Genomic DNA, 21,362 nt, shown 5'->3' on the forward strand with positions numbered 1-21,362 from the left:
AAAAGAATTATGTTTAAGGAAAACAAAAGTGATGTGTTGCACGGTATTCTGCTGATTGTGCTATTTTCTTTTTCAGCATTCTACATTGCTGAGTTCCAGTTGATGAAGAGCCTTTCTTTCAGTCCGCTCATCATCGGTATCATTCTCGGTATGATCTATGCCAACAGTTTGCGCAACAAGCTGCCGCAGACCTGGGTGCCCGGCATCAAGTTCTGCACCAAGGAAGTGTTGCGTGCCGGCGTGGTGCTCTACGGATTCAAGCTGACTTTTCAGCAGGTGATGGAAATCGGACTGCCGGCAATTCTGGCCGACGTCATCATCATTGCAGGCACATTGCTTATCGGAGTGCTGGTGGGCAAGCTGCTGAAAATGGACAGCGAGACAGCCCTGATGACTTCAACCGGTAGCGCCATTTGCGGTGCGGCTGCCGTGCTCGGTGCCGAACCAGTGGTGAAGTGTGCTCCTCATAAAACAGCGGTGGCCGTGTCTACCGTGGTGATTTTCGGAACCCTCTCCATGTTCCTCTATCCGGTGCTCTACCGTTCCGGAGTGTTGGGACTGGACGATCAGGCCATGGCCATCTTCACCGGCTCAACGCTGCACGAAGTGGCCCATGTGGTTGGTGCTGGTAATGCGATGGATGCTGCCGGAGGACACGTGGCCGATGCGGCAACCATCACGAAGATGATCCGTGTGATGATGCTGGCTCCGGTGCTGGTCATCATGAGTCTGTGCCTGGCCCGCAAGAAGAAAAATACTTCCGGTGCCGCTCAGGAAAAAGGTAAGATTACCATTCCTTGGTTTGCTTTCGGATTCCTGCTTGTCATCGGAATCAACTCACTGCTTCAGGGCGCTACCTTCATTCCGGCCTCTGTGCTCGATCCGACTATCGGCTTTATCAACAATTTCGATACCTTCCTGCTGACGATGGCCATGACGGCTCTCGGTGCGGAAACCAGTTTCGACAAATTCAAGCAGGCCGGTGCCAAGCCTTTCCTGCTGGCCGGTATCATCTACGTGTGGCTCTTCTTCGGAGGACTCTTCATTGCCAAGTGGGTGGCCTAAGATAAACTTGCCAAACCTTATATAAAAAGATCAGGATGGATTTGAGAAATCATTTCGATGATTTTCCAAATCCATCCTGATCTTTTTTTGATACCCTCCCGGTCGGGATTTTATGCCTGAAGAAAAGCCCATAAGTTGCGTCCCGCCCACCACAGCACGATGATGCCGAAACAGCTCCAGATTACCGCCGGATGATGCACACGGACATAGAGTTCCGGATTGTTTTTCCGCTTCCATTCCGCATAGAGCAGGATGAAAATCAGCGGCAGCGACAGCACCAGCAAGGCATTATAGCGGAGTGCGGCCACAATATCCAGATGGAGCAGGGCATGAATGGCACGTTGCGAGCCGCATCCGGGACATTGCCATCCCGTGAGCATCAGGAAAGGGCATTTGGGAAACAGGGCCGAAGCCGAGGGGTCGAATGTAAAGAAGATGATTCCGGCTACGGCAATCAGGGCAATTCCTATCTTTCTTTTCATTGTAACGGAACTTCCTTGATTGTAAAAAGGGCCAGATAAACAAAAAGATAAATCAGGGTTACCGCCAGACCGGCAAAGAAACCGATCTTGGTCCATTTGGCGGCATCGGCACTGGCTTTTCGAGCCATCTCATAATTCCCCGTTGCAAAGAAAGTACTTACCTTCGAAGCATGGATGACGCCTACGATGCCGAATGGCAGACAGCAGAACAAGGTGACCAGAATGGACTCGGTGAGCCATGTTTTGGGACAAACTTGATTTTCCATATCTTAAGAATTGATCATGATTTGAATAAGAAAAAGGGGATTAAAGAAGCGCCTACGGCGAGGAACAGGTATAACATGAGCAGAATGGCCGAAGAGACCAGTCCCCAAATCGTCCACTTCTTTGCCTCGCGGGAATAATATTCCGCCATATCGTATTGTCCGCTTAGATACAGACTTTCCACTTTGGTGGCATTGATGATGCCCACAATGCCAAACGGCAGACAGCAGAACAAAGTGACGAGAATGGATTCCAGCAACCACGTTCTGGGCATAATCCGCATACTCTGGGGAGGCTCGGGCGGCATCTGTTGCAATAAATCTGCCAAATCCGCCACTTCCGATGCTTTTTTCCACTCGCTCATGCCTGCGCACCACACCAGAGAGTTCTCTGTGAGGCCTTTCTGCACCAGTTCTTCTTTTGGGAAAGGGCCTTGTTTGGCATTCCCGATTATGATATAATATTCCATAAATCAGATAGATTATTAATGATTAGTATGTCGCAAATATAAAGGATTGTCTCGAAAAAAAATAATTTCCGGGGCTATATTCTTTGATATTCCGTTCCTTTCCCGATTCCTTGGGCGAATGGCGGTAAAATGCCGGTCTGCGGCAGGGCAAAACGAAAAAACTTGGTGCATCGTGCTTGCAGAATTCATAAATATGCGTATCTTTGCAGCCGCCTTACCCTGCGGGGCAAGGCAGAATGAGTGCTTGTAACCTCTTTAAAAACAAGAAATATGAACGAAAAGAAAACCGTGAGTGTATCCTTCATGTTGCTGGGGATACTCTTCTGTGTTTGCCTCATTTCGGCAAACCTTCTGGCAACAAAACAAATCATGTATGGTCCGCTGAACATCACAGCCGGCATCATTGTATTCCCTATTTCTTACATCATCAACGACTGCATCGCCGAGGTGTGGGGATTCAAGCGTGCGCGTCTGATTATCTGGACCGGTTTCCTCATGAACTTTATTTTTGTGCTCTTCGGTGCACTGGCCGACTGGATTCCGGGTGCTCCGTACTGGAACAATGCAGAGGGCTTCCACAATCTGTTCGGACTGGCTCCGCGTGTGGCTTTTGCTTCCTTCCTGGCTTTCCTGTGCGGCTCTTTCCTGAACGCCTACATCATGAGCGCCATGAAGATTGCTGCAAACGGTAAGAACTTTTCGCTTCGTGCCATTCTTTCCACTCTGGTGGGCGAAACAGCCGATTCGCTGATCTTCTTCCCGCTGGCTCTGGGCGGCATCGTTCCGTTTGAGAATCTGCTTTGGATGATGTTCTGGCAGATTACGCTGAAAACCGCCTACGAGATTGTGATTCTTCCGGTAACTATCCGTGTGGTGAAGTATGTGAAGAAGACCGAACAGGTGGATGTGTACGACCGAAAAATTTCTTATAACGTATTGAAGATTTCTGACTTATGATGAACCATGAGGCGGCCCTCGTTGTATTCAGCGGCGGGCAGGATTCTACCACCTGTCTGTTCTGGGCCAAAAAACATTTTAAGAAAGTTTATGCGCTGAGTTTCGTTTACGGACAGAAGCATCAGCAGGAAGTGGAGATTGCACGTGCGATAGCCCGTGAGGCGGACGTGGAGTTTGAGGCGATGGATGTGTCTTTTATCGGTCATCTGGGCCGAAATTCGCTCACCGACCCTACGATGGTGATGGACGAGGAGAAGCCTGCCGACAGCTGTCCAAACACGTTTGTGCCCGGACGCAACCTGTTCTTCCTGAGCATCGCCGCAGTCTATGCTCGCGAGCGTGGCATCAATCATCTGGTGACGGGCGTGTCGCAGACCGACTTCAGTGGTTATCCCGATTGTCGCGACAACTTTATCAAGAGTCTGACCGTGACGCTGAACTTGGCGATGGAGGAGCAGTTTGTGATTCACACTCCGCTTATGTGGATTGACAAATGCCAGACCTGGGCGCTGGCCGATGAGTTGGGAGTGCTCGATCTGATACGCGAACGGACATTAACCTGCTACAACGGAGTTCCCGGCGACGGATGCGGTCACTGCCCGGCCTGCAAGCTGCGTCGTGAGGGACTGGAAAAATATCTGGAACAAAAAAAGAACAAGGAAAATGAGTAATAGCGAAAGAGAAAAAGAAGGATTGCAGTCGCTCGGAAAAACCACACAGTACCGTCAGGACTATGCACCCGAGGTGCTGGAGGCTTTTCAGAACAAACATCCTGAGAACGATTATTGGGTGCGTTTCAACTGCCCCGAGTTTACCAGCCTTTGCCCCATCACCGGGCAGCCGGATTTTGCGGAAATCCGCATCAGCTACCTGCCCGACCAGAAGATGGTGGAGAGCAAGAGCCTGAAACTGTATCTGTTCAGTTTCCGCAATCACGGCGACTTTCACGAAGACTGTGTCAACAAAATCATGAAGGATCTGATCCGTCTGATGGATCCCAAGTATATCGAGGTAACCGGTATCTTTACCCCGCGTGGCGGCATTTCCATTTATCCGTTTGCCAATTACGGCCGACCGGGAACACGCTACGAGCAGATGGCCGAATACCGCCTGATGAACCACGACCTGAAGCTGTAATGCTTCAGGCCAGTTCCAGTCCGAACGCTTCTTTCAGTTTGAGAAGGTTCGGATTTTTTTTTGCCATATTCTGAAATTGCTCTCCCTTGGTGTAGACTTTTGCTGCGGCTTCCGCCTCGGCCACCTGCACACTCATGGTCAGGTTGCGGTGGTGCAGCCGGCTTTGCATGTGTGCTTCGATTTTGGGTGCCATCTGCATCATGAACACTTTTACCTGTTCATTGTTTACGGTGACTTCAAAATGATCGCCGTCCACCAGTTTGGGCTGCATGATTTTCATGCGCTTGGCGATGGCTGTTTCCTCACGCGGCAGCAGGTTGGCAAACTCATGCCAGTAGAATACGAGCTGCTCTTCGGTGACAGGTGCATCCTCCTGTGGCACACTTCTTTGCTGTGCAGAGCCATATTGCGCCTGCATCTCGTTGCTTTCTGCCACCTGGTCGGGGCGCTTGTGGATGGACAGTCCCAGCTGTCCCATCTTGAGCTTGGGGATTTTGGGCTTGCTGTCGTCGGTTTCGGGCAGCGGACTGCTCTTGGCCTGTGCCGGGCGCGGGGCTGCCGGAGCCGCCGGAGCCTGCTGCGGACGGGCCGCAACGGGTTTCTCGGCCTTTCCTTGAAACGCCGAGAATATGGGTTTTAAGATCTTTCCGGGCTTGCGCCCGGAGCCTATTTCATCATCGGTGGTGAGTTGCGCCAACTGAATCAGGGTGATTTCCACCAGCAGACGCTTGTTTTTGCTCGCCTTGTAGTTCAGGTCGCAGTCATTGCACAGTTTGATGGCGCGATACAGCTGGGTGGGTTTCCACTTCTTGGCCTGCTCCTCATAACGCTTGCGTATGGAGTCGCTCACTTCCAGCAACGGCAGAGTGATGGCATCCTGCGACACCATGAGGTCGCGCAAGTGAGCAGCCAGACCGCTGATGAAGTGACCGCCTTCGAAACCCTTCTTCAGAATTTCGTTGAACAGCACCATGCACTCGGCCACCTTATTCTCCAGAAAATATTCCGTCAGTCTGAAATAATAGTCATAGTCCAGCACATTCAGGTTCTCGATAACCTTCTGGTAAGTCAGATTACCATTGGTAAAGCTGGCTGTCTGGTCGAAGATGGACAAGGCATCGCGCATTCCGCCGTCGGCTTTCTGGGCAATCAGGTCGAGCGCCTCCACCTCATAGGTGATGTGCTCCTGTTCGGCCACATGCTTCAGGTGCTCCACCGTGTCCTGAATGCTCATGCGGTTGAAGTCGTAAGTCTGGCAGCGGCTCAGAATGGTAGGCAGAATCTTGTGCTTCTCCGTAGTGGCCAGAATGAAGATGACATGGGCGGGCGGTTCCTCCAGAGTCTTGAGGAACGCATTGAACGCCGCGGTAGAAAGCATGTGCACCTCGTCGATGATGAACACCTTGTACTTGCCGATCTGAGGCGGTATGTATACCTGCTCGATCAGGGTACGGATGTCCTCCACCGAGTTGTTGGACGCCGCGTCGAGCTCATGGATATTCAGCGAGCGCTGTTCATTGAAAGCCTTGCACGATTCGCATTCGTTGCAGGCCTCATGATTCGGCAGGGGCGACAGACAGTTGATGGTCTTGGCAAAGATACGCGCACAGGTGGTTTTTCCCACTCCGCGCGGTCCGCAGAACAGATAGGCGTGCGCCAGTTTGCCGCTGGCAATGGCGTTCTTCAGCGTGGTGGTCAGCGCTTTCTGTCCGATCACATCATCGAAGGTGGCCGGTCTGTATTTTCTTGCAGAAACGATATATTCTCCCATGAATGATTGTATAGTCTTTTTATTGTTGAATCGATATTTTTGTATTCTGCAAAAATACGAAAAAAAGATGGCATGAGCATACTTTTTATATCTTAAATATCACTATCTTTGCCCCTACATTAATATAATAAGAACACGAATATGGGAAACAAACTCCACAGCGTATGGGCATTCATCCGGAACCATAAATATGCCTGCGTTACTTTTCTGTTTCTGCTGATTATCGGTGTGCTGGACGAGAACTCCCTGCTGAGCCGCTATCACAACCTGAAGCAGATACGCGAAATGAAAGCAGAAATCAGAAAATATACCGAGAAATATGAATACGACACCGAGCGTCTTCATGAAATGAACACACAGCCCGAGGCGGTGAAACGCATTGCCCGCGAGCAGTATTTCATGAAAACCGAGGACGAAGACATTTTTGTGATAATGCCCGAAACGAATGAAGAAGCTGAGTAAACTGCAAAACATAATCTATATGGCCGGCGCCTTGTTGCTGCTGGTGGGAGCGGCTCTGTATATCACCCGCTGGATCGGTGCTTTTTATCTTTACACCATCGGTGCCTGTTGTTTTTCGGTCATCCAGTTTCAGGCCCGCTATGAGGGAAAGAATTGGGTGGTGAAGCGCTTGCGCCGGCAACAGCTCCTCGGTGCCTTGTGCCTGTTGGCAACGGCAGTGGCCATGTCCATGAACACCTTCCATTATGGCTTTGCGCAACGGAATGAGTGGATGTTCACTTTGTGTGTGGGCTGTGTATTCCAACTGTACACTGCTTTCCGTATTCCGGCCGAATTGGAGAAAGAAGGCCTTTAAATCACTAAATGGGTTTGTATAATAATTAAAATTAGATAATAAATTTCATGACATCGGCAAATGCTTGTATCTTTGAATGATGAAGATAATATGAGATGTTTGTTATGAGGAAATTTTTTGCTTTATTGGCTGTGCCGCTTGCTTTGCTGTCCTGCTCAAAACAGTATATCATACAGGGAAGTTCCACCGTGCAGAGTCTGGATGGAAAGATGCTTTATCTGAAAGCATTGAAGGACAATCAGCTGGTGGATATCGACTCCTGCGAAGTAATCCACGGCCAGTTTGAGTTTTCCGGTGTTTGGGACTCCACCATGATGGTCAATCTCTTTATGGACGACGAGAGCATTATGCCTCTGGTGCTTGAGGAGGGCAATGTGCAGATACACATTGATCACGCCGAGCAGTCGGTCACCGGAACCCCGTTGAACGACACCCTCTATGCTTTCATTCACGAAAAGAGCCGGATAGACAATCAGATTGCTGAACTCTCGCATAAGGAAAGCCAGATGATTATGGACGGCATGGATCATGACGAGATTCTGAGAATCCTGAGCGAGCAGGCTGCCCGCCTGAACCAGAAAAACGATTCATTGGTAATCGGGTTCATATCCCGGAATTTCGACAATGTGCTGGGTCCGGGAGTGTTCATGATTCTGACCAGCTCATTCCCTTACCCGATTATCACGCCTCAGATAGATTCTCTGATGTCTATCTCTACGCCATATTTCCAGAATAACAGTTATGTAAAGGAATATATGAAACTGGCCAAGGAGAATATGGAACTGATGAAAGAGCGTCAGGAAGCCGGATTGGGAATCTGATACAATAACAAATATAAAAATACCCGCAGACGGAATGTGAACCGGTCTGCGGGTATTTTTGTTGGATCAGGCAACAGGCCCGTTAGCTTTCTCAGGCCTGTGCGTTGTTTTTCTTCTTATATTTTTCGGGCAAGGCGGACTCGATGGCTGCGTATGATTTCTCCATCGTTACCTTGATGTCCTCAACACCTTTTCCACATGGTGGGATGGGTTCGTGAATGGTCATAATCAGTTTGTGGCGGCGCACAAAAGAGAAACCGGCTGTGCGGGGAAGTATCTCGAACGAACCGTCGATGGTTACCGGTACGATTGGCAACTGCAGCTCGTCGGCCAGCTGATAGGCACCTTTCTTAAAGGAGATCATACAGCCGTCGTAGGTGCGGGCTCCTTCCGGAAAGACAACCAGTGAAGTTCCTTCTTTCAGAATCTCACGCGCCTTGCTGTAGGTTTCCTGAATCTTTTTCGGACCGGACTTGTCTACAAATATATGGCGGGCGCTTTCGCAGGCCTTACCAACGAGGAAAATCTTTCTCAGTGATTTCTTCATCATCCATTTGAAGTTTCGTCCCAGATATCCGTAAATCAGAAAGATATCGAACGCGCCCTGATGGTTGGCCGTAAACACATAGGATGTCTTCTTGTCCAGATGCTCTTTGCCGCGCACCTCTACCGGAATGAGCAGAACTTTACAGATAATCATTGACCAGATCTTGCCCGGATAATATCCCCAAAAGTGAGCACTGCCAATCCACGAGCCGATAATCGTAATGATGGCGGTCAGCGCTGTGCAAACCAAAAGTATGGGCAGCGCGATGCATAGCTGATAGATTTTATAAATGAAATTCATGCGTTTTGACTTTTTATGGCTGCAAAATTAGTGTTTTTTTTATTTACAGTGTAATGTTATGACATTTATTTCGGGCCATGCACCAAAACGGAAGGGGATGAGGGCACCGCCAACTCCCAGACTCACATGCAGGCCACGGGATTTTTCCTGATACATGCCTTTCCATTCCGGATAAAGGTATTGTGCCGGCGACCAGTTGCCGATCATGAACTGCATGCCGTGTGTGTGACCCGAGAGAGTGAGCTGTATGTCTGTGGTGGGCAGTACTTTCCGTTTCCAATGGCTCGGGTCATGACTGAGCAGTAGCTTGAACAGGGGAACATTCAGGTTGAGGCCTTCTTGTGCCTTGTTCAAGTCGCCCCGCTCCGGGAAAGGCGGTTTGCCGTCATTCTCCACTCCCAGAATGGCAATGCTGTCTTGGCCCCGATGAATCACGCTGTGTTCATTCAAAAGCAGCTTCCATCCCATTTTCTTCTGCAGGGCCAGCAACTCATGGAATTTTTGTGATTTCTCCAGAGGAGTCATATACTTGGCATAAGTCATGTAATCGTGGTTGCCCAAAATAGAGAACACTCCGTCTTTGGCCTTCAACCGGCTCAGGTCGTCAACAAAGGGGTAGAGCTCTGCCACATCGGTGCTCACCAGGTCTCCTGTAAAGCAGATGATATCGGGCTGCTGGGCATTGATGGTCTTTACCAGCTCTTTCACAAACTGCGGATGAGTCTTCATGCTGGTGAGATGCAGATCGCTGATCTGAACAATCTTGTACCCCTCAAACTCCTTGGGCAGCATCTCCGACTGGAATGAGCTTTGCTGCACCTTCAGAAGCGTGGGACCGAAGGACAGGCCGCAGACCATCATGCAGAATACGGCAAATCCTGCTGCGAAACTGACCGGAGTATTGGCCTTACGGTAAGGATGAAACAGCAGACCGATCAGTTTGCCGAGCAGCGAAACAAGCATATAAGTTGTTTTCGGAAGGGCCAGAAGCATGTAGGCTGCCAGATAAAGGATGATGGCGTCCATGTTCTCGGGTGTAAGACTCTCGGTATAGGTGAGCCACACGGCAAAGAACAGGAGCAGGGCGGTAGGTCCCCAATAAGTCACTTTGGCCCATCTTGGGATAGAGGGCTTGCGCAGATGCCAGTAATAGATGTATATGTCCGGCAAAAGACAAGTGACAAGCAGTAACGGTAAGATGCGTAGTATCATAATGAGTCTTCCTTTATATTATAGGTTGGCGGTTAGGAACTTTCGGATAGCGTCCACCGGTTTCCCTTTGCGGGATGCGTAGTCCTGAAGCTGGTCTTCACCGATTTTACCCACAGCGAAATACTTGGCCTGAGGGTGTGCCAGTATCAGGCCGCTGACAGAAGCGTGCGGAATCATGGCTCCCGTTTCGGTGATGCGGATTCCAATCCGGCTGAAATCAAGCCAGGCATCCAGATCAAAGTTTGTACTCTGGTCGGGCAGTGAGGGATAACCCACTGCCGGCCGGATTCCCTGAAAACGCTCCAGAAGCAAATCCTTGATGGAGAGTTGTTCGTCTGGCGCATATCCCCAATAGATTTTTCGTACTTCTTCGTGCATTTTCTCCACCGATGCCTCGGCCATTCGGTCGGCCAGTGTCTGGCAGAGCATGTGGACAAAGGGATCATAGTCTTCATCTTTCTCGTAAAGATGCTCGATTTCTTCATCCACCGTGGCGCAGAAAACTCCCACTTTGTCGCGGATGCCGTGGGAGACCGGTCGCACGTAATCGGAAAGACAAAGGAATGGGCCCTCAGTCTTTTTCTGCTGCTGACGGAGCAGGGGAAGGCGGAATTCCTTTTTCGCGTCTCCTTCTTCGTCCGACCAGAACACCAGATTGTCTCCGTCGGAATTCGCGTCATACAGTCCGAAGCGCACATAACTGTGGTAGGTCGCGTCGAGTTTTGTCAGCATTTGGCGGGCATCGTCATACAGACGCATGGCTTCGGTGGCCCGTGCCTTTTCTTCTTCGGAAAACTGGTTCAGCCATCCGGCTCTACATCCGGCGCAGTCATGCACATCGGCTATGCCGGCAAAACGCGGCGGAAATCCCCAGGCATGAAAGAAATATATCCAGTTGATGTAGGGGATGACATCACGCAGATGGTAAGTTATTGTTTTTATCATCGTTCAAATGTCAGGGCTTTTCCTCTATATTGTTCGTCAATTTTTCCATTCTGATAAAGCAGGTGTCCGTTGCAGAAAGTATATTTCACTTTCCAGTTGAAGGTGTGTCCTTCGAGCGGACTCCATCCGCATTTGCTGAGAATGCAGTCGGTGGTCACGGTCCAGGGCTGTTCCGGCTGTACCAGTACCAGGTCGGCAAAGTAGCCTTTGCGCACAAATCCTCGGCGGGAAATGTCAAACAGAGTGGCCGGTCCGTGTGCCATCAGGTCTGCCACGCGCTCCAAAGGAAGGATGCCCTGGTCTGCCAGTTCGAGCATGCAGTTCAGCGAGAACTGTACCATCGGCATACCCGAAACCGCTTTTACGCAGCCTCCGTTCTTTTCGCTCAGCAGATGAGGCGCATGGTCGGTGCCAACCACATCAATACGTCCGTCGGTCAGAGCCTGGCGCAAGGCATCGCGGTCGGCAGCAGTCTTGATGGCCGGATTACATTTTATGCGGGTTCCCAGTGTCTTGTAGTCATCCTGAGTATACATCAGGTGGGCCACACAGGCTTCTCCGGTAATCTGTTTGCGGGTATGTCCGCTGTAATCGTTGCTCAGGGCCTCGTTGGAGAGTAAATCCAGTTCGCGAGCCGTAGAGATATGGGCGATATGCAGACGCGCACCGGTCTCACGGGCCAGAGAGACTGCCAGTTCTGATGAGCGGTAACAGGCCTCTTCGCTGCGGATTTCCGGATGATGCTCTACAGATGGGTCTTCGCCATAAAGTTCCTTGCAACGGTTCAGATTCTGACTGATGATGCCGGAGTCCTCGCAGTGCGTCATGATCAGCATGGGGGATTTCCGGAACACTTCATACAAAGCTTCTTTCTGATCGACCAGCATGTTACCGGTGCTGCTGCCCATAAACAGTTTCACGCCGCAAATCTTTTTCGGGTCCAGTTGTGGGAGCAGGTCAGCATTATTGTTGGTCGCTCCGAAGAAGAAAGAAAAATTTACCCGGCTTTTTTCGGAAGCAAGGCGGAATTTGTCTTCCAGATTCTCCAGATTTGTAGTCAGTGGCTTCACGTTCGGCATGTCCATAAAGGAAGTCACTCCACCGGCAGCGGCTGCCCGGCTTTCCGATTCCACGTCGGCTTTGTGGGTCAGTCCCGGTTCGCGGAAATGCACATGGTCGTCAATCACTCCCGGGAACAGGTACATGCCCGATGCGTCAATGGTCTGATCCACATCATCCGGCAGGAGATTTTCGTCTGTTCCCTCAAATATTTCGGCAATCTGTTCGTCTGCAATCAGCACGGAACCGCGAACTTGTTTTCCTTCGTTTACAATTATCGCGTTTTTTATTAATATTTTCATTGTTGTTATTGGTATTTAATGTTTACCGCAAATTTAAAAAAAACTTTGGAGAAATGGGGATAATCTGTTTATTTTGCCACCTAAAATAATATTAATCTTTTAAGATATAACAGAACACAAACAATGAAGAAGTTATTTGTTACCGCCATGTTCGGTATGGCATTAGCGAGTATTCCGGTTTTTGCATGCACGGGAAATCAGAAACAGGAAGTGCAACAGACACAGGCCGATAAGGACGGATATATTGTGCGCGTGGGGCAGGAAGCGCCCGATTTTACCATTTTGTATACAGACGGCAGCAAGAAGAAACTCTCCGAGTTGCGGGGCAAGGTGGTGATGTTGCAGTTCACTGCCAGCTGGTGCGGAGTCTGCCGTCAGGAAATGCCTTTTATCGAGAAAGATATCTGGCAGAAGCATAAGGAGAATCCTGATTTCGTTTTGCTGGGAATAGACCGCGACGAACCGGTGGAAACCGTAGAGAAGTTCCGCAAATCCACCAAAGTTACCTATCCGCTGACGTTGGATCCCGGTGCCGACATCTTTGGCTTGTTTGCCTTGAAACAGAGTGGCATCACCCGAAATGTGCTGATAGACAAGGACGGCAAGATTGTGATGCTGACCCGCCTGTTCAACGAAGAGGAGTTCGGACAGTTGGTGCAGAAGATCGACAGCCTGTTGCAGTAGGTGCTTTTTCTGTTTCCTGAAATTGTTTTTTAAAAAAAACGATATTCCGTTTAAACCTTTTCTTCTTTGTTCTGTCTTAATGATGTGAGTGCCTGATAGCAGGAATGTGGTACCGGCTTGCCGTCAGGTTAAAAGAGAAAATGATTATTAACTCAAAAAATACGACAGAAATGATGAAGAAAATGTTTTTAGGTGTAGCTTTTGCCTTGGCAGCATTGATGCCGGTAAACGCCCAGAGAAATGCTAAAGCTCAAAATATTTCACCCGAGCAGGCCATTGAAATGAGAACCAACCGCATGGCCAAGCGCTTAATGCTCGATGATGCAACCACTGCAAAGTTCACTCCTATCTATAAGGAATATCTGACCGAACTTCAGGAATGCACGAAAAATTGTCCGAATGCGGCCAATTGTCCGGCCAACGGACAGAAGTGTGCTGCCATGACCGATGCGGATATTGAAAAGTGCATCGAGCAGCGTTTTGATATGCAGCAGAAGAAGTTGGACATCAGAAAGAACTATTACAAGAAACTGAAATCTGTGCTGAACATGAAGCAGATGCAGGCACTTTTCTGTGCCCCTACGGGTCCGGGCAGAGACGGTAAGTGCCCGCTCGGCAACAAGAAACCGGCACAGCGCAAGCAGATGAAGCGCAACATGCCGTAATCCTTGTGCAGAAAAAGCAGGCTTCATGGCTCCGGCAGATTCAGAAGGGCTGTAGCGTGAAGTAAAAGGATATAGAAAAGCCATATCATTACTCCGAAAAGTATTTGATATGGCTTTTTGTTTTTTTTTTGATGACACAGACCGTTGATTTTGCCGCAGATGTGTTACATTTGTGGAGACAGAAAGAAATAACCATAGTATAGACAAGTTTTAATTCTTCAGTTATGAGCGTAACTTTGTTTCTGGTCCGTCACGGTGAGACCGAAGAGAATAAACTGCGCATTTTGCAGGGGCACATGCCCGGAACCCTGAGCGAGCTGGGCAAGGAGCAGGCCGCGGCAGTCGGTGCCCGGCTGGCCGGCGAGTCGTTCGACGGCATGTATTGCAGCGACTTGCAGCGCTGCAAGGACACGGCAGCCATTATGAATGAAACGCTGGGACTGCCTGTTGTTTATTCCTCGTTATTGCGTGAGCGCGACTGGGGGCGTTCCACCGGAGTGAGTCTTTTGAAGCAGCGTGTGCCGATAGACCCTTCGGCAGAATCGGTTGAGGCCATGTTTGCCCGGGCGCAGTCTTTCCTCCGGATGATGTGGGCAGAGCATTCCGGGCAGCGGATTCTGGTGGTGAGCCACGGACTTTTTCTCCGCATTCTGATATCGGTCATCGAAGGAGAGTATTACAAGCACGTGCGTCCTTTAGAGAATACCGAGGTGCGCACTTTTGTGGTGGAGCGTCTGCCTTCGGACGACGAACTGCAAAAAGACGAGCAAGACGCAACTGCCAATTAGCGGCGTTGCGTCTTGCCCGTCTTTTTTATTTGGTGCTTGCTAGCACACGATCTCAGAAATCTGTTGCAGAATGCTCACGGCTTCCTTTACGTTCTTTACCTCTTCAATCACCAGTGACCGCTTGTCTTTGATTTCTCGCAGGCGGCAGCGGTGGGCATAGATGGAGGCATACTGGATGCACTGGCCGAATGCTTTGCTTTTGTAATAAGCACTGTCCGGATTGGAAACGAAGAACAGCGTCATGTTTCCACCTTTCAGATAAACCTTTTCGGCGCCCAGTTTCTTTCCGATGCGCCGCAGGCGTACCACTTCGATAAGCTCTTCGCCCTCTGGTGGAATCGGACCGAAGCGGTCCAGCATACGTGCCCGGAACTTTTCGATGTCCTGATCTTCTTCCAGATTGTCCAGCTCGCGATAAAGCAGCATACGTTCGCTGCTGCTCGGCACATACGTTTCCGGGAAACTCATGCGCAGGTCGCTTTCCAGAGAACATTCCTCGACGAAGGTCTCTCCTCCCAATTCTTTTCCCTGAGCCAGCTCCTCTTCGTACAGGTCGTTGAACTCCTCGTTCTTCAGTTCCTTGATAGCCTCGGCCAGAATCTTCTGATAGGTTTCATAACCCAGGTCGGCGATGAATCCGCTCTGTTCGGCACCCAGCAGATTTCCTGCTCCACGGATGTCGAGATCCTGCATGGCGATGTGGATGCCGCTGCCCAGATCCGAGAAGTTTTCGATGGCTTGCAGTCGCCGGCGCGCCTCTTGTGTGAGCGAAGAGAGTGGGGGGGCGAGCAGATAGCAAAAGGCCTTTTTGTTGCCGCGTCCCACACGGCCGCGCATCTGATGCAGGTCGCTCAGTCCGAAGTTGTGCGCCCCGTTGATGATGATGGTGTTGGCATTCGGTATGTCGATGCCGCTCTCGATGATTGTGGTAGAGATTAGCACATCATAATCGTAGTTGGCAAAGTCCAGAATCACTTTCTCCAGTTCTTCGGATGCCATGCGTCCGTGACCGATGCAGATACGCACATCCGGGATGCGCTTGCGGATCATCGCTTCCAGGTCGTAGAGCGAAGCGATGCGGTTGTTCACGATAAACACCTGTCCGTTGCGGCTCATCTCAAAGTTGATGGCCTCGCAAATCACGTCGGCACTGAATGTATGCACCTCGGTCTGTATCGGGTAACGGTTGGGCGGCGGTGTCTGGATGACACTCAGGTCGCGGGCCCCCATCAGCGAGAACTGAAGAGTTCGTGGAATCGGGGTGGCCGTCAGCGTCAGGGTATCCACATTGACTTTCAGTTGGCGGAGCTTTTCTTTGGTAGCCACTCCGAATTTCTGTTCCTCGTCAATGATGAGCAGTCCCAGATCCTTGAACTTCACGGTCTTTCCGATGAGTTTGTGCGTACCGATGATGATGTCGATATTTCCGTCGGCCAGATTCTTCAGCACAGCCCGTGTCTGGGTGGCCGTACGGGCGCGGGTCAGATAATCGATGCGCACCGGCATGTCTTTCAGTCGTTTCTTGAAGGTCTGGAAATGCTGGTAGGCCAGTACGGTGGTCGGCACCATCACGGCCACTTGCTTGTTGTCGGCGCAGGCCTTGAAGGCGGCACGTATGGCCACTTCCGTTTTTCCGAATCCCACATCGCCACACACCAGACGGTCCATCGGTTTGTCCTTCTCCATGTCGGCTTTCACATCCTGAGTGGCTTTCAGCTGGTCGGGCGTATCTTCATAAAGGAAGCTGGCCTCCAGCTCATGTTGCAGGAAACTGTCCGGACTGAAGGCAAATCCTTTTTCCTCCTTTCGCAGGGAGTACAGACGAATCAGGTCGCGGGCAATGTCCTTGATCTTGGATTTGGTCTTTTCCTTCAGGCGCTCCCACGCACCGGTTCCCAGTTTGCTCAGATGAGGCGGTTCGCCGTCCTTACCTTTATATTTGCTCACCTTGTGCAGGGCGTGTATCGACACGAACACCACATCATCGTTCTGATAGATGATTTTGATGACCTCCTGCATATTCTTTCCGTTGGGAATTTGGATGAGGCCGCCGAAACGTCCCACTCCGTGGTCCACGTGAATCACATAATCCCCAATCTGGAACTGTTGGATCTCCTTGAGCGAGAGAGCCACCTTTCCGCTGCGTGCCTTGTCGCTCTTCAGGTTATATTTATGATAGCGGTCGAAGATCTGATGATCGGTAAAGAAGCACGCCTTGAGAGTATGATCGGTAAATCCCTCGTGCAGGGTTCGGTTGATCGGAGTGAATGTGAGGCACGATTTCTGTTCGTCGAATATGGTTTGCAGTCGCTCCGTCTGTTTCTCCGAGTCGGCCAGAATATAAATCTGGTATCCCTTGGCCTTGAAGTCGGAGAGAGTTTGCTGCACCAGTTCGAAATTCTTGTGAAACACTGGTTGCGGCACCATCTCGAAGCGCACCGTAGCCTGTGGGGTGCCGGTCACCGTGGCGGCGCACTCTATCCGCCGGAAGCGGGAGATACCCTTTACGAACACATCGCGCTCTATAAGCTGGCATTCGCGTTTCATCTGCTGGTAGATTTCCTGTTCGTCCATCTCGCTCTGCGCCTGGCGCTCCAGTATGGCCTGCTGGGAGAATCCCTCGCGGTAGGCTTTCTCCACGCTGTCGCACAGGAAACTCAGGTCTTTCAGCACCAGCATGGTCTGCTCGGGCAGAAAGTCGGTAAACGGCATGTTGTCGCTTCCGGCTCCCGATTGCAGTTCCGGCACGATGGCAATCTCATTCAGCTTGTCCTGCGACAGCTGGGTCTGCACATCGAACGAGCGGATGCTGTCCACTTCATTACCGAAGAAATCCACGCGGAACGGATATTCCGAGGAGAAGGAGAAGATGTCCACAATACTGCCTCGGATGGCGAACTGCCCCGGTTCATACACGTAGTCCACATTCTTGAAGCCGAAATCAATCAGCGTCTTGCGGATTTCGGTGATTTCGATGCATTCCCCATTGCGGATGCGCAGCGTCTTTTCCTGAAGGCTTTTGCGCGACACCACCTTCTCGGCCAGAGCTTCGGGGTAGGTGACAATAAACAGAGGATAGGTTCCCGTCTGCAACCGGCTCAACACCTCGGTGCGCAGAATCTCGTTGGCAGAGTCCTTTTGGGCAAACTTGATGGCCCGCCGGTAAGACGAGGGATAATAGAAAACAAAATTCTCGCCCAGAATCTGGGTGAGATCGTGATAAAAATACCCGGCCTCTTCGGCATCGTCCAGAACGAAAAGATAAGGCATGGCGGCCGTTTCCGAGGCATGCTCTATCATGCTGCTGAACAGTACGGGCAGTGACGAGGCGCAGGCACCGCACACCTGAATGGAGCGGATTTGCGGATCGGCCACCTGTGCGGCCAGCCCCTTGAGCAGAGAGTGGCCCGCATATTGTTTTAGAATTTCTTTTATGTCCATAATTATAGGCAAAATTACAAATAAAGCAGTAAAAAAAAGGAAAGAGGGGGATTTATTTCTGTAAAATGATTGGGTTTCATATATTCTTTTTATATTTGCTTATTATTTCAATTATACAACAGAAACATCATACCATAGACTATGCGTTCAGATAGTATTGTCATTATTCCTACCTATAACGAAAAGGAAAATATAGAGAATATCATCCGGGCTGTGTTGGGCCTGGAGAAGCCGTTCAACATTCTGATTATCGACGACGGATCGCCCGACGGCACTGCAGCTATTGTCAAGAAACTGATGGCCGACGAGTTCAAGGACCGTCTGTTCCTGATTGAGCGTAGCGGAAAGTTGGGACTGGGAACCGCTTACATCACCGGTTTCAAATGGGCCATCGAGCAGAAATACGACTATATTTTTGAGATGGATGCCGATTTCAGCCATAATCCGGATGATCTGCCCCGCCTGTACCGTGCCTGTGCCGAGGAAGGTTACGACATGTCGGTCGGTTCGCGCTACATCACCGGCGTGAATGTGGTGAACTGGCCTATCGGACGTGTGCTCATGTCCTACTATGCATCCAAGTATGTGCAGTGCATCACCGGAATCGGAGTGCACGACACCACAGCCGGATTTGTCTGCTACACACGTCGCGTGCTGGAGACCATCGAACTGGACAAGGTGCGTTTCAAGGGCTATGCGTTCCAGATTGAGATGAAGTTCACGGCCATCCAGTGCGGTTTCCGCATCAAGGAAGTGCCGGTCATCTTCGTAAACCGCGAGTTGGGTACCAGCAAGATGAGCGGCGGTATCTTCGGTGAGGCCGTGCTCGGAGTGATGCGTCTGCGCCTCGACGGCTGGTTCCGCAAATATCCGCGCAAGAAATAAATTTCCGGCCGATGTCCGGCTTCTGATGTAAAAAAACATGGCTTATGATCAAGAATGATACTTTGGATATAATCCGCACCCGTCGCAGTGTGCGGCAATATAAGGCGACTCCCGTTGAGGCCGACAAACTGGAGGCGGTGCTTCAGGCAGGTACTTATGCGCCTACTTCACGCGGTAAACAGGCTCCCTACATCGTGGCAGTGGAGAATGCGGCGCTCAAGGAGCGTCTGGCACGCATGAATGCCGAGGTGATGGGAGTGACCTCGAATCCTTATTACGATGCACCGGTGTATATTCTGGTGTTTGCTCCTGCCGATGCCAACAATCCGATACAGGACGGCAGTTGTATTCTGGAGAACATGATGCTGGCGGCACATGCCTTGGGACTGGCTTCCTGCTGGATCCATCGTGAGAAGGAGATGTTCGCCACAGACGAAGGAAAGGCGCTGATGGCCGAGATGGGGCTGCCCGAAGGACTGATGGGTATCGGAGCATTGAGTCTGGGTTATGCCGACGGGCCGCTGCCCGAAGCAAAGCCGCGCAAGGAAGATTATTATCGGATTATCCGCTAAAAGGAGATTCCGGAAGAGTTATATATATTAAGGTGAAGGGCTGTCCGGCAGATGAAGTCTGACGGACAGCCCTTTGTCGTTTCTGTTTAAACCGTTTTTTATGAGCCAGAAAATCAAGAACAACCAGTTGCAGGATGAACTGGAATACCGCGGTGACGCTTCGGTGGCCACCCATCTGCACGTGTGTGCTTATGATGAGCAGGGAGTGGATATAGCAAAGGGATATCGGTTTGCGGACATCGAACCGATGGTGAACCGGCGCCGGCAGCATTGGCTTCAGGTGCACGGCCTCTCGGATGTGGCCACGATAGAGCAGATTTGCCGGCACTATGAAATTAACTTTCTGGTGGCTCAGGATATTCTGAACCCGCAGCATCTGGCCAAAATCGAGCAGCATGATCATTATAATGTAGTGATCCTAAAACTGATGCTGTTGCAAACAGACGGCAGCTATACGCTGCATCAGATTTCCATGATACAGGGAGAGGACTTTGTGCTGACTTTCTCCGACCGCGATATCGACTTTTTCTCTTCGGTGCCCGATGCGGTGCAGAACAATGTGTCCAAGGTGCGCAATCGGGGATGTGACTTTCTGCTGAGTGTGTTGCTGAACAGCATCATGAGTCACTATATGGCCATCCTTTCGGATATGGAGGATCAGCTGGAAGATCTGGAAGAGCTGTTGCTGGATACTTTGGGCGACACGACGACCTCTATCGGGGACATCCAGAAATACCGGAAACTGTGCCGCATGATCAAGAAGTACATGAACCCGCTGAAAGACGGCATGCATGTGCTGCTGCATTGCGAAAACTGTCTGGTGCAGGAGTCCACGCTTCCTTTCTTTCAGGATGTCAATGACCATCTGAAGTCGGTCTTCCAGTCGCTCGACACCTGCCGCGAAATGATCTCCGCGTTGGTCGATTTGTATCTTTCAAACAACGACCAGCGCATGAACAGCATCATGAAACAGCTTACCGTGGTTTCTACCTTATTTATTCCGTTGACTTTTTTTGCCGGAATCTGGGGCATGAATTTCCGGGTAATGCCCGAGCTGGACTGGAAATATGGCTATGCCGGAGCCTGGGGACTGATGGTTGTCATCGCTTTGGTGGTCTTTTGGTATTTCAAGCGTAAAAAATGGTATTGAGTCTGGAGTGGGCGGGAGTGTTTTCGGAAAATCTTCGGTTGTGGGGATGATGGGGAATTTTCAATGGGAATTTTGCAAAACAGAGAATATGCCTTGACGAACTACGTTCCATTGCGATGTGTCGTTTGTAAAGGGCTATTTTCCCAGCTCTAGACTTCGCCCGAAATCTTTTTTCAAATCATCCTGATGATTTGAAAAAAGCATTGGGATGAACTGAAAAAATGATCTCAATCATTTTTTTGGGGGGGACGGAGCCGTTTTTTCCGGTGTTTCGAAATATATTATTAGAAAAGATGAGTTTTTTATTTGTTGTCCATACTTATATATAAGAGTAGAGAGTACGACAAGATGAAGGGGGCGTTCTGAAAAGATGCAGATGGTTGAAGCGAAGGTGGTGAAACACTGTCTTTGAAAAGGTGAACCTAGCATTTGAAACTAGAGAACCTTGAATGATAGAGTCTTTCAGAGCGCAATGTGCTGAAGATTTTCTGGATTATTTTCTTAGAAAGGGGTTATATTGGCTTTTAATCGTTTTGATATTCCTCTTTTTAAAGGGTTATAATTGCAGACAGTAACTTTGGGGAGCGGTCATCTTTATCTTGACACACGCTCTTGTCGATATTCGGGGTATTTATGGTTTAAAATTTAAGTCCGTATCTTAAGAAAGGAGTTTGGTGTAGCCTCTATCTTTTTGATTTTGTCGCTTCTGATTGGTGCCTTTGGAAATGAACGGTGCTGTTGGCTGCCCCTTTTCTTCGGATAAATGAAACTTGCATTTTGGAGAATACTGGATTTTGATGATGGAAATACGCCTGTCTTGTAAGGCGGGATGCGTTAGCTGGAATATCTGTGATAGACCCTGATTTTCGAAAAAAAGGAGCTCCCCTTGAAAAAGAATTGAATTTTTATTCATTTTTTTGTTGGCTTGATTTTTAGTTTTAACAACCTGATTTTCATAAGTGTTATCAGTGGTGTAAAGCCGTTTTTCAGCCCTTTTTTCGATTTTTCTTTGAAAATTTTTCTCGAAAA

Annotated in this window: 23 protein-coding genes; 13 read left to right on the top strand and 10 right to left on the bottom strand. The window is 49.9% G+C overall.

Annotated elements, in window-relative coordinates; translation table 11 throughout:
* Positions 1–9 precede the first annotated feature (9 nt).
* The gene (locus DXA74_RS06830; protein WP_118526050.1) at positions 10–1,065 is read left to right on the top strand and encodes a YeiH family protein; all 1,056 of its coding nucleotides are present in this window, start codon (positions 10–12) and stop codon (positions 1,063–1,065) included.
* Between the two features lie 110 nt (positions 1,066–1,175).
* Here DXA74_RS06830 and DXA74_RS06835 read toward each other — a convergent pair whose 3' ends face one another.
* The 3 genes from DXA74_RS06835 to DXA74_RS06845 are packed head-to-tail and all read right to left on the bottom strand — an operon-like array spanning position 1,176 to position 2,280.
* Positions 1,176–1,547 carry a DUF2752 domain-containing protein gene (locus DXA74_RS06835; protein ID WP_158576031.1) on the bottom strand — a complete coding sequence of 124 codons (372 nt, stop codon included), beginning with the start codon at positions 1,545–1,547 and terminating at the stop codon, positions 1,176–1,178.
* Positions 1,544–1,813, bottom strand: coding sequence for a CD225/dispanin family protein (locus DXA74_RS06840; protein ID WP_118526054.1), 270 nt, complete (start codon positions 1,811–1,813; stop codon positions 1,544–1,546). The genes DXA74_RS06835 and DXA74_RS06840 overlap by 4 nt, the downstream gene beginning before the upstream one ends.
* 14 nt (positions 1,814–1,827) lie before the next feature.
* Positions 1,828–2,280, bottom strand: coding sequence for a CD225/dispanin family protein (locus DXA74_RS06845; protein WP_118526056.1), 453 nt, complete (start codon positions 2,278–2,280; stop codon positions 1,828–1,830).
* A gap of 270 nt (positions 2,281–2,550) precedes the next feature.
* Here DXA74_RS06845 and DXA74_RS06850 point away from each other — a divergent pair, with 270 nt between their 5' ends.
* Genes DXA74_RS06850 through queF form a run of 3 tightly spaced genes read left to right on the top strand, consistent with a single transcriptional unit; the run spans position 2,551 to position 4,374 of the window.
* Entirely contained in the window at positions 2,551–3,237 is a 687-nt protein-coding gene (locus tag DXA74_RS06850; RefSeq protein WP_118526058.1) for a queuosine precursor transporter, read from the top strand.
* Positions 3,237–3,908, top strand: a complete 672-nt coding sequence (gene queC, locus DXA74_RS06855) for a 7-cyano-7-deazaguanine synthase QueC (protein WP_199666114.1) — start codon at positions 3,237–3,239, stop codon at positions 3,906–3,908. The genes DXA74_RS06850 and queC overlap by 1 nt, the downstream gene beginning before the upstream one ends.
* Complete coding sequence (gene queF, locus DXA74_RS06860; RefSeq protein WP_118526062.1) at positions 3,901–4,374, top strand: preQ(1) synthase; 474 nt, start codon at positions 3,901–3,903, stop codon at positions 4,372–4,374. Before queC ends, queF begins: the two co-directional genes overlap by 8 nt.
* Positions 4,375–4,378: 4 nt before the next feature.
* Here queF and DXA74_RS06865 read toward each other — a convergent pair whose 3' ends face one another.
* Positions 4,379–6,145: a DNA polymerase III subunit gamma/tau gene (locus DXA74_RS06865; protein WP_118526064.1), complete on the bottom strand. Its 1,767-nt coding sequence runs from the start codon at positions 6,143–6,145 to the stop codon at positions 4,379–4,381.
* A gap of 141 nt (positions 6,146–6,286) precedes the next feature.
* On the opposite strand from DXA74_RS06865, the gene DXA74_RS06870 reads away from it, so the two are divergent.
* From DXA74_RS06870 to DXA74_RS06880, 3 genes are all read left to right on the top strand, one after another.
* Entirely contained in the window at positions 6,287–6,607 is a 321-nt protein-coding gene (locus tag DXA74_RS06870; protein ID WP_118526066.1) for a septum formation initiator family protein, read from the top strand.
* Entirely contained in the window at positions 6,591–6,962 is a 372-nt protein-coding gene (locus tag DXA74_RS06875) for a hypothetical protein (RefSeq protein WP_118526068.1), read from the top strand. The genes DXA74_RS06870 and DXA74_RS06875 overlap by 17 nt, the downstream gene beginning before the upstream one ends.
* Before the next feature lie 104 nt (positions 6,963–7,066).
* Complete coding sequence (locus tag DXA74_RS06880; protein WP_158576032.1) at positions 7,067–7,783, top strand: DUF4369 domain-containing protein; 717 nt, start codon at positions 7,067–7,069, stop codon at positions 7,781–7,783.
* A gap of 91 nt (positions 7,784–7,874) precedes the next feature.
* Here DXA74_RS06880 and DXA74_RS06885 read toward each other — a convergent pair whose 3' ends face one another.
* The 4 genes from DXA74_RS06885 to DXA74_RS06900 are packed head-to-tail and all read right to left on the bottom strand — an operon-like array spanning position 7,875 to position 12,148.
* The gene (locus DXA74_RS06885; RefSeq protein ID WP_118526072.1) at positions 7,875–8,630 is read right to left on the bottom strand and encodes a 1-acyl-sn-glycerol-3-phosphate acyltransferase; all 756 of its coding nucleotides are present in this window, start codon (positions 8,628–8,630) and stop codon (positions 7,875–7,877) included.
* A 39-nt stretch (positions 8,631–8,669) separates the two neighbouring features.
* Positions 8,670–9,842: a metallophosphoesterase gene (locus DXA74_RS06890; RefSeq protein ID WP_118526074.1), complete on the bottom strand. Its 1,173-nt coding sequence runs from the start codon at positions 9,840–9,842 to the stop codon at positions 8,670–8,672.
* Between the two features lie 18 nt (positions 9,843–9,860).
* Positions 9,861–10,787 (bottom strand): vitamin B12 dependent-methionine synthase activation domain-containing protein, encoded by a 927-nt coding sequence (locus DXA74_RS06895; protein ID WP_118526076.1) that lies wholly within the window; start codon positions 10,785–10,787, stop codon positions 9,861–9,863.
* Positions 10,784–12,148, bottom strand: coding sequence for a dihydroorotase (locus tag DXA74_RS06900; RefSeq protein ID WP_118526078.1), 1,365 nt, complete (start codon positions 12,146–12,148; stop codon positions 10,784–10,786). Before DXA74_RS06900 ends, DXA74_RS06895 begins: the two co-directional genes overlap by 4 nt.
* Positions 12,149–12,271: 123 nt before the next feature.
* Here DXA74_RS06900 and DXA74_RS06905 point away from each other — a divergent pair, with 123 nt between their 5' ends.
* The 3 genes from DXA74_RS06905 to DXA74_RS06915 all read left to right on the top strand — a co-directional run bounded on the left by DXA74_RS06905 (position 12,272) and on the right by DXA74_RS06915 (position 14,285).
* On the top strand, positions 12,272–12,832 hold the full coding sequence (locus DXA74_RS06905) for a TlpA disulfide reductase family protein (protein ID WP_118526080.1): 561 nt from the start codon (positions 12,272–12,274) through the stop codon (positions 12,830–12,832).
* A gap of 170 nt (positions 12,833–13,002) precedes the next feature.
* The gene (locus DXA74_RS06910) at positions 13,003–13,497 is read left to right on the top strand and encodes a hypothetical protein (protein ID WP_118526082.1); all 495 of its coding nucleotides are present in this window, start codon (positions 13,003–13,005) and stop codon (positions 13,495–13,497) included.
* A 224-nt stretch (positions 13,498–13,721) separates the two neighbouring features.
* A complete protein-coding gene (locus tag DXA74_RS06915) occupies positions 13,722–14,285 on the top strand; it encodes a histidine phosphatase family protein (protein ID WP_118526084.1) in 564 nt (187 codons plus the stop codon).
* Between the two features lie 39 nt (positions 14,286–14,324).
* On the opposite strand, the gene mfd is transcribed toward DXA74_RS06915, so the two are convergent.
* Complete coding sequence (gene mfd, locus DXA74_RS06920; protein ID WP_118526086.1) at positions 14,325–17,726, bottom strand: transcription-repair coupling factor; 3,402 nt, start codon at positions 17,724–17,726, stop codon at positions 14,325–14,327.
* Positions 17,727–17,867: 141 nt separating this feature from the next.
* Between mfd and DXA74_RS06925 the strand changes: the two genes are divergently transcribed.
* The 3 genes from DXA74_RS06925 (at position 17,868) to corA (ending at position 20,333) form a co-directional block, all read left to right on the top strand.
* The gene (locus DXA74_RS06925; protein ID WP_118526088.1) at positions 17,868–18,611 is read left to right on the top strand and encodes a polyprenol monophosphomannose synthase; all 744 of its coding nucleotides are present in this window, start codon (positions 17,868–17,870) and stop codon (positions 18,609–18,611) included.
* A 47-nt stretch (positions 18,612–18,658) separates the two neighbouring features.
* On the top strand, positions 18,659–19,183 hold the full coding sequence (locus tag DXA74_RS06930) for a nitroreductase (RefSeq protein ID WP_118526104.1): 525 nt from the start codon (positions 18,659–18,661) through the stop codon (positions 19,181–19,183).
* A 100-nt stretch (positions 19,184–19,283) separates the two neighbouring features.
* On the top strand, positions 19,284–20,333 hold the full coding sequence (gene corA, locus DXA74_RS06935; RefSeq protein ID WP_118526090.1) for a magnesium/cobalt transporter CorA: 1,050 nt from the start codon (positions 19,284–19,286) through the stop codon (positions 20,331–20,333).
* Positions 20,334–20,991: 658 nt separating this feature from the next.
* Here the strand turns inward: corA and DXA74_RS16315 are convergent.
* Positions 20,992–21,362: hypothetical protein (locus DXA74_RS16315; RefSeq protein WP_158576033.1), on the bottom strand; the 371-nt coding region annotated here is incomplete at its 5' end.

The organism is Bacteroides sp. OF04-15BH, from assembly GCF_003477995.1.
Classification (GTDB): Bacteria; Bacteroidota; Bacteroidia; order Bacteroidales; family Bacteroidaceae; genus Paraprevotella.

What these genes read in the sequence shown, in the direction of transcription:
- DXA74_RS06870 (WP_118526066.1), top strand. Translation starts at nt 6,287, where the DNA reads ATGGGAAACAAACTCCACAGCGTATGGGCATTCATCCGGAACCATAAA.
- DXA74_RS06900 (WP_118526078.1), bottom strand. Translation starts at nt 12,148, where the DNA reads ATGAAAATATTAATAAAAAACGCGATAATTGTAAACGAAGGAAAACAA.
- DXA74_RS06850 (WP_118526058.1), top strand. Translation starts at nt 2,551, where the DNA reads ATGAACGAAAAGAAAACCGTGAGTGTATCCTTCATGTTGCTGGGGATA.
- DXA74_RS06885 (WP_118526072.1), bottom strand. Translation starts at nt 8,630, where the DNA reads ATGAATTTCATTTATAAAATCTATCAGCTATGCATCGCGCTGCCCATA.
- DXA74_RS06925 (WP_118526088.1), top strand. Translation starts at nt 17,868, where the DNA reads ATGCGTTCAGATAGTATTGTCATTATTCCTACCTATAACGAAAAGGAA.
- DXA74_RS06895 (WP_118526076.1), bottom strand. Translation starts at nt 10,787, where the DNA reads ATGATAAAAACAATAACTTACCATCTGCGTGATGTCATCCCCTACATC.
- DXA74_RS06830 (WP_118526050.1), top strand. Translation starts at nt 10, where the DNA reads ATGTTTAAGGAAAACAAAAGTGATGTGTTGCACGGTATTCTGCTGATT.
- corA (WP_118526090.1), top strand. Translation starts at nt 19,284, where the DNA reads ATGAGCCAGAAAATCAAGAACAACCAGTTGCAGGATGAACTGGAATAC.
- DXA74_RS06905 (WP_118526080.1), top strand. Translation starts at nt 12,272, where the DNA reads ATGAAGAAGTTATTTGTTACCGCCATGTTCGGTATGGCATTAGCGAGT.
- DXA74_RS06865 (WP_118526064.1), bottom strand. Translation starts at nt 6,145, where the DNA reads ATGGGAGAATATATCGTTTCTGCAAGAAAATACAGACCGGCCACCTTC.
- DXA74_RS06915 (WP_118526084.1), top strand. Translation starts at nt 13,722, where the DNA reads ATGAGCGTAACTTTGTTTCTGGTCCGTCACGGTGAGACCGAAGAGAAT.
- DXA74_RS06875 (WP_118526068.1), top strand. Translation starts at nt 6,591, where the DNA reads ATGAAGAAGCTGAGTAAACTGCAAAACATAATCTATATGGCCGGCGCC.
- mfd (WP_118526086.1), bottom strand. Translation starts at nt 17,726, where the DNA reads ATGGACATAAAAGAAATTCTAAAACAATATGCGGGCCACTCTCTGCTC.
- DXA74_RS06880 (WP_158576032.1), top strand. Translation starts at nt 7,067, where the DNA reads ATGAGGAAATTTTTTGCTTTATTGGCTGTGCCGCTTGCTTTGCTGTCC.
- DXA74_RS06845 (WP_118526056.1), bottom strand. Translation starts at nt 2,280, where the DNA reads ATGGAATATTATATCATAATCGGGAATGCCAAACAAGGCCCTTTCCCA.
- DXA74_RS06910 (WP_118526082.1), top strand. Translation starts at nt 13,003, where the DNA reads ATGATGAAGAAAATGTTTTTAGGTGTAGCTTTTGCCTTGGCAGCATTG.
- queC (WP_199666114.1), top strand. Translation starts at nt 3,237, where the DNA reads ATGAACCATGAGGCGGCCCTCGTTGTATTCAGCGGCGGGCAGGATTCT.
- queF (WP_118526062.1), top strand. Translation starts at nt 3,901, where the DNA reads ATGAGTAATAGCGAAAGAGAAAAAGAAGGATTGCAGTCGCTCGGAAAA.
- DXA74_RS06890 (WP_118526074.1), bottom strand. Translation starts at nt 9,842, where the DNA reads ATGATACTACGCATCTTACCGTTACTGCTTGTCACTTGTCTTTTGCCG.
- DXA74_RS06840 (WP_118526054.1), bottom strand. Translation starts at nt 1,813, where the DNA reads ATGGAAAATCAAGTTTGTCCCAAAACATGGCTCACCGAGTCCATTCTG.
- DXA74_RS06835 (WP_158576031.1), bottom strand. Translation starts at nt 1,547, where the DNA reads ATGAAAAGAAAGATAGGAATTGCCCTGATTGCCGTAGCCGGAATCATC.